Raw genomic sequence first — 14576 nt, forward strand, 5'->3', positions numbered from 1 at the left:
CGTGCATAGTGATTTATGGCACACCGTGACCTTTCGACGCAATCCAAACTCTGAACCATTGCTCACGAGTTAATTCAATACTTAGAGCATCAATCGCAGTTTGAACTCGCTCAATTTTACCAGAACCAATGATTGGCATGGGCTTAGATGGCAAACGACGAACCCAAGCATAAATCACTTGGTCAATACTTTGTGCGCCGACTTCTTCACGAATCGCTTCTAGTTCATCACGTACGCGAATATGTTGCTCTTTTAAACCATTAAAAATAGAGCCACCAGCAAGGCAAGACCAAGCCATTGGCTTAACACGTAATTGTTGAAGCAAATCTAGAGTACCATCATCAACCACATCAAAATTTAATGGGTTAATTTCAACTTGATTGGTCACTAGCGGCGCATCTAAGCGAGATTGCAGCAACTCAAATTGACGAGGCGTAAAGTTAGACACACCAAAGTGCTTCACTTTACCGGCTTGTTTTAGCTCAGAAAATGTCTCAGCTACTTCATCTGCATCCATTAATGCATCTGGGCGGTGAATCAATAGCACATCAATATTTTCAACTTGTAGGCGCGCTAATGAATTATTAACTGATTCAACAATGTGATTCTTACTGGTGTTGTAGTGATTCACTTTCCACTCAGGATTTTTATCGCCGCATAGTTTGATATCGCATTTAGTGACGATCTCAATTTGATCACGCATGCTTTTATCGAGAGCTAATCCTTCACCAAATAATTGTTCACACTCGTAGTAACCATAAATATCCGCGTGGTCAACCGTGGTCACACCGAGTTCAACGTGTTGCTTTAAAAACGTTAAACGTTCTTGTGGTGTCATACCCCAGTCACCCAAGCGCCAATAACCCTGAACTAGTTCTGAAAATTCAGGCCCTTGAGGTGCAATTTGTTGTTTTTTCACTGCAACCATTTGGTTGACTCCCTGTTGTTTAACCTCAGATGAGGATATTTTGAATTCGATGAAAGCCTATGACTACTCTCGATTTTTATTAATCCTATGGCGTTTTTCACCTAGGTACAATGGCTAGTTTAAAAAGCTAACATCACGGTAATGCAGGTTATAGAATGTTCGATCTTAGTAGCGTTTTCCAGCTAATACGATGAATGTATGAAACCGTTTCTTGCTCCTACCCATAAAAAAATAGCCTCACCAATTGTTTCTCGGTGAGGCCATCTGTATTACTACAAACTTAAAATGACATTAGCCATCGGTTGGCTTCATTGAGTTTGGATCAAACAAGTCATTAATGATATGACCTGCTGAGCTTGTGTCATGCAACCCTGATAAATCCATTCCCATTCCAGATACATCCGGTTGGTCAAGATGCTGGGTAGACGCTAAATCATCCGCTGATGCTTCTTCCGGCTTACCAATATCTGCTGCCGATGAAGGTGCTGCCTCACCTAGTAATTTATCCATATCAAGATTGCCATTCTGATCGTCTTGATCAAGCAAATCTGACACATCAAAATCCGTATCGCTGTGCATCATCATCACATCGTCAGCTATTTCCATTCCAGAAGCATCGCCAGTTAGTTCGCCATCTAGACCGTTGGCAGCAAGGTGATCCCAATCGAAGCTGTCATCTTCATCGAAGAAGCCGTCATCTTGATTGTCATTATCCGCGTATAGTGAACTGTCACTCGCGTCGTCATTTGAATACAAGCCATCTTGCTCGCTATCAAGCTCATCATCGGCATCTTGTGCATAATCATTCGTTAGAGCGTTCTCATCATCTTGCTGAGATTGCTCGTAATAATTTGCACTATCATCAGTACTTGCTAGCTCATCCGTCTCATCTACCTGCTCAAATGGGTTAGCCGTTGGTGATAAATCTTGATTCGCTAAATCATCTTGGTTCAACACATCATTAAGATCGTGTTGAAGTTCCGATACTTTATCTAGGATATCTTCATCAATATTATCTTGAGAAAGCGCAGATACTTCATCAACGATCGCGTGTAAATCATCCGAAAGCTGCTCAGCATTCTCGGCTAATTGCTCTGCCATTTCAGGGTTTGTGGCTAATAAATCCGCCACATTTTGACCTTCTACAGCATGTTCAGCATCACCCACTGCTGCGGCTTGTACATTCTCAGCGTTGTTAGACGAAGCCGATGAGTTATTTTGACCTGCAACATCACGTTGTGAGTCTAACCCTGTCGTATTAAAGCTTGCGGTAGAAACATTATGCTCGCCCACAACACGGTTATCCGCAGATTTAGTCACTACCGTAAATTCAGTCGTGGTTGATTCCGCTTGTTGGTGTACATAAGCCTCTGCAACTTGGTCTGGTGTTAATGTTACAGAACCATCTTCAGCAACCGTCCCTAAAGGCTGGTTATCTGCATCAACAATCTTAGCACCATCTAGTTGATTTAATTGCAGCGACTCTACTTCGTCTGCAGCAACAGCAGCGCCTAATAGTAACGCTGTTAAAGGTATCGCCGATGTAGCATTCACTTGTGATGTTGCTGATGCTAGATGACTACGTAAGTTCTGGGCTGGCTCTGTTGGTGTATAAGTTGCGTTATAGCTAGAAGCTTGCTCATTCGGTTCATCTGATTCAGTGCTTACAACATCAGTAATGGTGATCGTGCTTTCTGTTGTTTCTTGATTCTTACCATCAGCATCACCATTATCTGTCGTCGTCATGGTGATAGTGTCATCGCCACTGTAGCCATCATCTGGTGTATAGATAATACCGCCATCAAGTACGGCATTGATATCATCTAATGAACCTTCGATAGTGTAAGTACCATCACCACTTTCAGTAATAGTAAGACCTGATGTGTCCGTACCTTCTGGTAAAGATAAACTGCCATTTCCAGCATGTAACTCAACAGTAAAGTCACCCTTACCTTCCGAGGCGTCCACATCACTAATTTGTAAACCTGTGATCGTAGTGACACCATCAGCAGACGCAGGAACGGAGTCAGGAACTGTATTCACCGCCGCATCATTTTCTGCCTTCACATCAATATCAACTGTGACGTTTTCAACAGGGCCAGAGGTATCACCGTTATCATTACCTTGGATAGCAAGATCAAGGGTTCCGTCCCAATCTTCGCCAGCCACAGTCATGTTGTCAGAGTTACCATCTTCTGGTGGGTAAAAGATGATGCTATCCAGATCCGAACCATCTGAAATGATCGTTACCGTACCATCTGGATTTTGAATAATTTCACCATCTGATCCTTCTGGGAATCCAAAAGTCGCACCATCTGGCACATTAGAAATGGTCACTTGAACTTGCTCTGGCTCATCTTCGTGAACATTACTTGCCGGGTCTGTTACGCTATTTTCATCATCAACGGCATGTGCATTGATATTGATTGTTATGCCATTCGCCGCATCTTCATCCCCAGAAGCGGAAGCATCCACATCGGTATTCACTGCATCTGCTTTTGCATCAACATGGATATTAACAGGTACGTCTTTCTCAACAGGATCACCATTATCATCTGTTGTGTAGACTTTAAGTGTCAGATCAATATCACCACTAAAATCATTTGGTGGCAGAATACTCAAACCTGATAAATCAAAACTTTGGCCATCATCACTAATCACGTCAGGGATAGACCAAACGCCACCCCCCATATTATTAGCGCCTTCAATGACGAAACCATCTGGCACGCCGGTAATACTGACAGAAACAATCTCTTCCGAGCCATCCATATCAGTCACATTACCGTTAAAATCACCAAATGAAATCGATGTCCCTTCGTCACCTGTAACTTGAACAGGATTATCATCGGTAGCGACTTCACCATTGATTTCAATATCATCGTTTACGGCATTAACATCAAAGCTTACATTCTGCTCAAACGAACCACTATTACTGACTTCTTCACCATCAACCATTGCTGTATCAGTCACATCCGTTGTCACGGTAACATCAACAGTACCGCTGAAATCTGGAGCAGGTTGGAAATAAATTGGGTCATTTGGGTCAACATGAATTTCACCATTGGCATCAGGTTGAATCACATTTCCATTCGCGTCGACAAATTCACCTTGTGATGGATCAACTAATTTAATTGTCACATCGGTAATTTCTTCATCGCCGCCATTATCTGTACCACCGTTATTTTGGTCGCCAATAACAGCACTTAAATCTAACTCAATTAGACTATCTTCATCGCCACCGCCAGTGATGGTGACGTCTGGAGCATCTGCAACAGGGTTAACATTAACCGTGATATTCATTGAGCCTTCATTAGACTGGCCACTCTCGTTATCAGTTTCCACAACTTTAACGGGAATATCGATATCACCAGCATAATCTGGTGGTAAGTATAGAATCACATCTGGTGGTAACGTTATTGAACCATCTGCATTTGGAGTGACACTAATGACATACTCACCCGTTTGCTCGTTGTACTCCATACCACCAATCGTGGCACCTGGAGGCAAATCATCGGCATTAATAATGATCGAAGTGGTATCGTTATCCAGATCAGAGACGCCATCACCATCAGTATCATCAGTGCTAATCACCAAACCATCAGAAATTAACTCACCTATATTGACGCCACCTGCTTGATCTTCAGAAGCATCGACTTGTTGATCTTGAGTTGCATCATCATCAATATCGCCGGCAGCTGGTGGAGTATAAGTGCCGCCACCGCCATCATGTTCATCAGTAAAGTGAAGAGTAATATCGGTTTCTTTGATTACTGTCTCACTTTCCGAGTTAGCATCATCACCCTGGTCTTGTACGGTAACACTGACGTGTATAGTCACATCCCCATCAAACCCACGAGGCGCTTTAATCACGATATCATCGAGTTGATCTTCAGTAATCGTAAACGAACCATTGCCGTTATTTACCGCACCTTCAACCTGGAAACCATCGGGCAAATCATCTGGGAAGGTAATGATCACTTTATTGATTACTTCATCACTTGAAGTGTCATCATTGACCCAATCTAAGCTGTTACCACCTGAGCTACCATTAACTACATCGTTAACTGACAAGTGAATTTCATTTGACCACTCATCATTAGGGTCTTGGTCTTCATATACATCCTGAATTCCGTCACCATCGATATCTTCAATCGCATTACCGTCAGCACCATCGATAACCAACTTACCACCATCATTCACACCATCACCGTCTTCTTCGACGACCGAGGTAACATCCACATCTAAATTGCCATGGATTGTGGTTTCATCGTAGTTATCATCTGGATTTTCAGTATCTGAATCTCGAATCGTGACATCCGTGGTTAAATGCAAATCGCTATCTGAATCTTCTGGCATGCTAAGATACAAGCCACTTTCTTGAGCTTCTGCTAATTGTTCTGGTGTTAAGGTAATTGAACCGTTTTCATCAGGGGTAAGTACTTCATCACCAATAACGATTGCATAACCATCAGGATAATTCTCAAACCCATTAATGGTTAATCCAACCACTTTTTCGCTGCCGTCATTATCGACAAACTGCGCAGTAGGATCCCAATTCAGTTTGATTAACTCATCTTCATTACCTGTTGATGTGGTGTTGTATTCCTCTAGATTGCCGTTCTCGTCCTTACCAACGCCATCAACGACAGGATTAACATTAATATGGATATTATATTCAAATTCTTTCGAAGCACCGTCATCTTCAGTCACCACAATACGTACTGGAATATCAATATCATCCGCGCTATTGCTATCGGTATGAATTTGAATACCGTTCAATGAATCAACATCAAATTGGTATAAGTCTGGATTGGTTGAGACGAGTGTCGGTTCTAATGGATTACCATCAGCATCGCTAAAATACACCCCTTCTGGGATATCTTGTAATGTTGTGAAAGTGATCTTTTCAGATGAATCTGTATCTTCCGATACCGCTCCATGCCCATCGGTGTTTGTATACTCACCAGAAATAAAGTTGAAATCTATCGTGGCTGAACCATCTTCATTCACTGTGGTTGAGATCGTTTTACCATCATCAGAAACTTCCCACTCACCATTGGCAATAATGGATGGGTCATCAACAACACCGTGCATATCGACATTGATTTCAGTGCTATCTTGGCCAGCCCAAGTATCTTCATCATTCAGATCCGTATCACTCAGATCGGCGTTATCAACCGACATTCCATCAACGGTAAAAGTAAAATCGTCATTACTTTGTGGCGGTGGCATGATGACAGTATCATCAATATCATCGAAAGAAATCACATAGAAACCGTCCGCATTTGGCTCTAGTTCTACAGGATTCCCTTCATCATCTACGCCCCATACTGTTGCGCCTTCTGGTAAACCTGAAATACGCACAAAGTAACTTTCTGAACCATCGTCATCGACAGAAGTATGCGCTTTGGTAATCACATCCGATAAGTGAATAGCAGTATCTTCATCGACTTTGATGTTGTTATTCGTACTCAAGCTGACTTCATCAGCATCTGGAGTCACATCGATGACAATCGTTTGGTGATCAGATTCTGCTGTTTCTTTGCCTTCAACCGTATCGCCATTTTCTGTACTGGTTCCCCAAGCATCAATTTGCATTTCACCTGACCAGTCATCCGCAGGGTCAACTTCCACTTTATCGATATCATCAGCTGAAATGGTATATACACCATTTTCATCCGGCTCTATTTTTACTCCATCAACATAAATGTCCCCTTCACCTTCTTTTATTTCAAGGTGATATTCTAGGGTTTCTGAACCATCATTATCATTCAGATTTACATCTATATTCAGTTTTACATTGTCACTGTCTTCACCGGTTTCATAATAGAGATCAGTATTATCCATATCCCATGTTGGTGTATCGGCAATCCCTTCAACCGTGATGTTGAAGTTGCCATTGATTATCTGACCAGATTGTTCGGGATCGTCATCAATAACTTCCGCTTGCACACCAAATTCTAAGTTACCATCAACGGTTGAGAAATCTGAATCAGGTACAAACGTGACACCAGACAGTTCATAACTATAAGTTCCATCACCATTATCGACTAAGCTAAATGCAGCTGCTGGTATGATGAAATTGCCATCAGCGTCAGTTTCAAGTGGCTCACCATCGTACATAAACACCCCATGGGCGCCTTCTTCTGGAGGTGTGATGACAACGGTACTCTGTTCTGGGTTATCAGGGTTGATGATGGTCTCTCCTTCATCACGATCACCCACGTTCAATTTCATTTCAATCGGAATGCCATTTGGAGTCTCGTCTGGCACGTCATCCAGATTATCAAGATCCGTTGTGTCTGTGCGCCCATCTTCCTCATGGCCACTATAACTGCCACCGTCAATCTCCCAACTTGGGCCTTCGTCAGTCACAACAATGTTGACATCTGCGGTGTCGGTATCGCCATCACCATCAGTGACAACGAATTGCACAAGCTCACTTAAATCTTCACCATTGTGATCAAGGTTATCATTAGGTTCAAAATACACCTCACCTGAGTCTGAAATGTATAAAGTACCTAAATCCTGATTACCATCATCAGAATCTATAAGCTCATAAACATAGTATTCATTGCCATCTGGAGCTGTTTCTACAGGTAAACTATCTAAAGGTATCTCTCTCCCATCAACGATAATCGCAGTAACTTTAGCACCATCAGCACCTTCACCTTTATTGGTCAATACATCACCAAGGTAGGTAAACTCAGCACCTTCTTCGACTGAATGACTAATATCAGTAGCTGTCGGAACATCATCTTTTATAGTAACAACGGCATTAACAGTGTTACTTGGATCGCCATCATCATCGACACCGCTAATTGGAATAGTGACGTTAATGTATTCACCATTATTCTCATCTAGAGGATCATCCAACGCACCTGTTACTGTAAAGGTGTAGCTGCCATTTTCAGAAAAAGTGATATTAAATACTTCATCACCTGAATCGGTCATACCAGAATAGGTACCGTCACCATTATCAATTAAAGTAACGTTTTCACCGCCAGAAGTGATGTCATTTGTGTTATTGAAAGCATCAACATCAATAACAAAGTGAGTGAAACCATCACTTCCCGAATCCGTGTTAATCGTACCTGTCGCAGTTTGGCCACTACCATTAGGGTTTGAACCTTGGTGATTATCACCGCCAGCATCAATTTGACTTTCATCGACGGTAATCGCATCTGCACTGATGATTTCAGGGTCTTCACCGTCATGAATAACCGCATTGAAGTCAATTGACTCATCTAGGTAGTCACCATCGGTATCTTGGATCTGAATTGGCACATTAATGCTAATTGAATCACCTTCAGATTGAACATAACCGCTTGTATCTCCATCGATATGATCAATCGGTTGGTATTGAGTCATATCAACGGAGATGTCTACACCACCATCTTCAGTTTGCTCAGCAATTAAGTTGATATCTAAAACAGGATTACCATCAGCATCTACCCCTTGAAGCAAACCTGTATCTGGGTCAAAACTGAAGGTAACCGACTCACCACCGCCGGTTTTAATTTCACTATTTAATTCTGCAATCAAGTCGTCCATAACTTCAGGGTCAACTTGTACGGTTGATGGATCTAAGTTGTCAACGCCAGGCTCAACATGGACTTTATCACTCGAAAAAGTTTGACCATAAGCATCACTATCACCAGTGTCCGGCGTTAAATCTCCTTCGGTGAAATCAACACTAATGCTACCGCCGCCGGTCGCATTAGTACCATCGGCATCATTGATGGTAATCGTTCCTTTGCCTACATCACCATCTGCATCTTCAACTTCGACATTAAGATCGATATCTAAAATGTCATCTACTTGCTCAACTTGGTCAATCGGTTGATATTGTTTAACATCATAATTACCTTCTTGATCAATGGTGACGTCCATTACAGGATTATCGTCAGCATCAACAATGGTTAAAGTATGACCATCTTCACTTACGATAACGGAAGTTGCTTGCCCATCACTAGTCAATCCATCTAATTGGGATTGGTCGTCACTAAATCGTACATCGACAACTTCATCACTTCCGGTATCGACAAGAATCTGACCTGACCCAGAATCCACACCATCAGTGCCATCACTAATTGTTACACCAGTATCGTCACCAAAACTTGGATCTTGGCCATCTTCAATGTTAACCGTGATATCAACATTATTTGGTGTGCCGTCTGCATCATCAATCACTAATGGCACATCAATACTGATGGTGTCACCATTGTTGGTCACATAGCCTTCACTATCACCATCTCCATCTTCGTGATCAATTGGACCATTTTGTATAACATCGGTGGTAATGGTGGCATTACCGTCTGCATCAACGGTTGGAGTCATCGTCATCGTTAAGACATCCGAGCCACCAGAAGTACCCGTTATCGTAATTGTGCCATCTGAATTTGTAGTGATTTCAAAGTCAATCGGTTGACCATTACTGGTTAAGCCATCAAGTTCGGCTTCCAAAGCTGTAGAGACTTCTGGATCAATATGTAAGGTCTCAGGGCGTAGATCATCACTAGAAGAATCAATAACTACTGAGCTACTACCTGATACTGGATAAGCGTTTCCATCAGCCCAGTTCTCCTGATCACCTTCGGTAATATTGACCTCATCAGTAACATCGACTCCCTCTGGATCGACAATCACAATGTTAAAGCTGCCCGAGGCACTATCACCATCATCATCCACTGCAGTAATGCTGAGATTAAGGTCAACATCTCCTGCATCTTGATCGATAGGTTCATATTGCGTAACGGTGTAATTACCATCCGTATCAACGGTAATACTTAGAATGGGTTCATCATTTTCACCGGTGACGGTAATGGTATTACCATCCACTTCATAGTCGGTTTCTTTGCCGCCATCATAAGTAATATCATCTAAGCCGGAATTTTCACCTTGAGGGTCATCAAACGTCATCGATGCTATTTCATCAGAGCCCATATCAAAGCTTGGGATTTTACCTGTGGATTCACCTGGAGTTTGAGTTACTTCTCCAGTCTCTGGATCAACATTATCAAAATCTGTTTCGGTGATAACAACGGCTTCACTATCAACACTAAACGACGGATCTTGGCCATCAACAAAATTCACCTTGATATCAACATTTGAAGTATCACCATCGGTGTCATCGATTTCTAGCGGTAGGTCAACCGAGATGGTGTTGCCGTTATTAGTGATAAGGCCATCGGTATCGCCTGCACCATCATTTTCATCAAGCGGTTGATATTGATTGACATCGGTAACGACAGTGACATCGCCATTTTCTGACATGGTTGGTGTCATGGTGATGTCTAAAACAGGATTACCCTCACCATCTACCCCTGAAATAGTGATTACACCATTAGCGTCAGTGGTCATTGAGAATTTAACGGGTTCGCCATTATGAGTGGTCATTTCACTCATTTCTGAAACTAGTTGTTTTCTACCGTCTTCGCTTAGACGCAAGGTACTTGGATCAAGATTGTCACTTGGTGATTCAATAGTCACCGAAACGCTGTTGTCCACTGGATAACCGTTACCTGCAGCAGGATCTTCTAAATCCCCTTCTGTTACCGTCACTTCAGCAGCCGCATCGGCAGCATTTTCACCATCATTAATCACGATGTGAATGGTACCGTTCGCGGTATCGCCATCGTCATCCGTACCGGAGACATTTAGGTCGATGTTGGTGATAGTACTGTCATCTTGATCGATCGGTTGGTATTGGGTCACGGTGTAATTACCATCCGCATCGATGGTCACATCCATCACTGGATTGCCATCGGCATCCACTAGACTTAACGTGTTTCCATCAACACTGTAGCTGGTCGCTTCGCCGTTGCTGGTGATGTCACTTAGAGACGGTTGGCTTGGGTCGAAAACAATTTGGTCAACCTCATCACTGCCTTGGTCAAATTCAATGCTGCCATTGGCCGTTTGTTTACCGTCGTTTTCTGTAATTTCAGCAATCTCGGTATTGTCACCAAAGCTTGGATCTTCACCATCTTTAAAGTTCACCGTGATGTCGACACTTGACGTGTCACCATCGGTGTCATCAATTTCTAGCGGCAGGTCAACCGAAATGGTGTCACCATTATTCGTGATTAACCCCGTCGTATCGCCCGTGCCATCGTTATCATCTAATGGTTGGTATTGATTGACGTCTGTAACAACCGTCACGTCACCATTTTCAGACATGGTTGGGGTCATGGTGATGTCAAGAACTGGGTTGCCCTCGCCATCCACACCAGTGATGGTGATCACACCATTCTCATCAGTGGTCATCTTGAATACAACCGGATCGCCACCATTGGTGGTGATTTCTGACATCTCATTTTTTAGGGAAGTTTTACCCGCTTCGCTTAAGCGCAATGAGCCCGCGACCAAGTTATCGCTTGGCGATTCAATAGTCACCGAAACGCTGTTGTCCACTGGATAACCGTTACCTGCAGCAGGATCTTCTAAATCCCCTTCTGTTACCGTCACTTCAGCAGCCGCATCGGCAGCATTTTCACCATCATTAATCACGATGTGAATGGTACCGTTCGCGGTATCGCCATCGTCATCCGTACCGGAGACATTTAGGTCGATGTTGGTGATAGTACTGTCATCTTGATCGATCGGTTGGTATTGGGTCACGGTGTAATTACCATCCGCATCGATGGTCACATCCATCACTGGATTGCCATCGGCATCCACTAGACTTAACGTGTTTCCATCAACACTGTAGCTGGTCGCTTCGCCGTTGCTGGTGATGTCACTTAGAGACGGTTGGCTTGGGTCGAAAACAATTTGGTCAACCTCATCACTGCCTTGGTCAAATTCAATGCTGCCATTGGCCGTTTGTTCACCGTCGTTTTCTGTGATTTCAGCAATCTCGGTATTGTCACCAAAACTTGGATCTTCACCATCTTTAAAGTTCACCGTGATGTCGACACTTGACGTGTCACCATCGGTGTCATCAATTTCTAACGGTAGGTCAATCGAGATCACATCACCATTGTTGGTGATAAGGCCATCGGTATCGCCTTCACCATCATTTTCATCAAGCGGTTGATATTGATTGACATCGGTAACCACAGTGACATCGCCATTGTCCGACATGGTCGGCGTCATGGTGATATCTAAAACAGGGTTGCCTTCGCCATCCACACCAGTAATAGTGATCACACCATTCTCATCAGTGGTCATCTTGAACGCGACCGGATCGCCATTATTGGTGGTGATTTCGGACTTCTCATTTTGTAGAGCAGCTTTACCCGCTTCACTTAAGCGCAGTGAGCCCGCGACTAAGTTATCGCTTGGTGATTCGATCGTGACTGAACTATGGCCTTCTACAGGGTAGGTCTGGATAGGATTTCCATCCGCATCCACGGCTCCAGTATCAACATCCCCTTCCACTACATCGACCGTATCACTTGCATCAGCAGCATTTTCGCCATCATTAATCACGATATTGATGGTACCGTTCGCGGTATCGCCATCATCATCCGTACCTGAGACGTTTAAGTCGATGTTGGTGATAGTGCTGTCATCTTGATCGATAGGTTGGTATTGCGTCACGGTGTAATTACCATCCGCATCGATGGTCACGCTCATCACAGGATTATTATCAACACCCAACAAGGTTAACGTGCTTGGATCGTTGGCCAGTGCATCGGTATCAATGTGAGTCGCTTCACCATTACTGGTGATGCCATTTAAAGAGGGTTGATTTGGATCGAAAACAATTTGGTCAACTTCATCACTGCCTTGGTCAAATTCAATCCTGCCATTGGCCGTTTGTTCACCGTCGTTTTCTGTGATTTCAGCGATCTCGGTATTGTCACCAAAACTTGGATCTTCACCATCTGCAAAATTAACCGTGATATCAACCTTAGACGTGTCACCATCGGTGTCATCAATTTCCAACGGTAGGTCAATCGAGATCACATCACCATTGTTGGTGATAAGGCCTTCGCTATCGCCTGTACCATCATTTTCATCAAGCGGTTGGTATTGATTGACATCGGTAACGACAGTGACATCGCCGTTTTCCGACATGGTCGGCGTCATGGTGATATCTAAAACAGGGTTGCCTTCGCCATCCACACCAGTAATGGTGATCACACCATTCTCATCCGTGGTCATCTTGAATACGACCGGATCGCCATTATTGGTGGTGATTTCTGACTTCTCATTTTGTAAAGCGCTTTTACCCGCTTCACTTAAGCGCAGTGAGCCCGCGACTAAGTTATCGCTTGGCGACTCAATGGTCACCGAGACGCTGTTGTCCACCGGATAGTCGTTACCATCAGCAGGATTTTCTAAATCCCCTTCCGTTACCGTCACTTCAGCAGCCGCATCAGCAGCATTTGCACCATCATTAATCACGATGTGGATGGTACCGCTCGCGGTATCGCCATCGTCATCCGTACCGGAGACATTGAGGTCGATGTCGGTGATGTTGCTGTCATCTTGGTCGATAGGTTGGTATTGAGTAACCGTGTAATTGCCTTGCGCGTCAATGGTCACGTCCATTACTGGGTCACCATTCACATCAACCAGCGTTAACGTACTGCCGTCAACCACAACGGTCGTCGCTTCACCATTACTGGTGATGCCATTTAGAGACGGTTGATTTGGATCGAAAACAATTTGGTCAACCTCATCACTGCCTTGGTCAAATTCAATGCTGCCATTGGCCGTTTGTTCACCGTCATTTTCTGTGATTTCAGCAATCTCGGTATTGTCACCAAAACTTGGATCTTCACCATCTGCAAAATTAACCGTGATATCAACCTTAGACGTATCACCATCGGTGTCATCAATTTCCAACGGTAGGTCAATCGAGATCACATCACCATTATTGGTGATAAGGCCATCGGTATCACCTGCACCATCATTTTCATCAAGCGGTTGATATTGATTGACATCCGTAACCACAGTGACATCGCCATTGTCCGACATGGTCGGCGTCATGGTGATATCTAAAACAGGGTTACCCTCGCCATCCACACCAGTAATGGTGATCACACCATTCTCATCAGTGGTCATCTTGAACACGACCGGATCGCCATTATTGGTGGTGATTTCGGACTTCTCATTTTGTAGAGCAGCTTTACCCGCTTCACTTAAGCGCAGTGAGCCCGCTACTAAATTATCGCTTGGCGACTCAATGGTTACCGAGACGCTGTTGTCCACCGGATAGTCGTTACCATCAGCAGGGTTTTCTAAATCCCCTTCCGTTACCGTCACTTCAGCATCGACATCCGCAGCATTTTCGCCATCATTAATCACGATGTGGATGGTACCGTTCGCGGTATCGCCATCGTCATCCGTACCTGAGACGTTTAAGTCGATGTTGGTGATAGTGCTGTCATCTTGATCGATCGGTTGGTATTGAGTGACATCGTAATTACCGTCAGCGTCAATGGTCACATCCATCACTGGATTGCCATCGGCATCCACTAGACTTAACGTGTTTCCATCAACACTGTAGCTAGTCGCTTCGCCGTTGCTGGTGATGTCATTTAGAGATGGTTGGCTTGGGTCGAAAACAATTTGGTCAACCTCATCACTGCCTTGGTCAAATTCAATGCTGCCATTGGCCGTTTGTTCACCGTCGTTTTCTGTGATTTCAGCAATCTCGGTATTGTCACCAAAACTTGGATCTTCACCATCT

General features: G+C 43.8%; 2 protein-coding genes. Both read right to left on the reverse strand.

The annotated features are described in order from the left end of the window. Positions 1-13 precede the first annotated feature (13 nt). Entirely contained in the window at positions 14-928 is a 915-nt protein-coding gene (locus tag L3V25_RS04785; RefSeq protein WP_237294304.1) for an aldo/keto reductase family oxidoreductase, read from the reverse strand. 291 nt (positions 929-1219) lie between these two features. After that, positions 1220-14362, reverse strand: a complete 13143-nt coding sequence (locus L3V25_RS04790) for a hypothetical protein (RefSeq protein ID WP_237294305.1) — start codon at positions 14360-14362, stop codon at positions 1220-1222. Positions 14363-14576 lie beyond the last annotated feature (214 nt).

It is taken from the genome of Vibrio sp. CK2-1 (genome assembly GCF_021726515.1).
Taxonomy (GTDB): Bacteria; Pseudomonadota; Gammaproteobacteria; order Enterobacterales; family Vibrionaceae; genus Vibrio.

Coding starts and splice junctions, on each gene's coding strand:
- L3V25_RS04785 (WP_237294304.1), bottom strand. CDS start 928: ATGGTTGCAGTGAAAAAACAACAAATTGCACCTCAAGGGCCTGAATTT.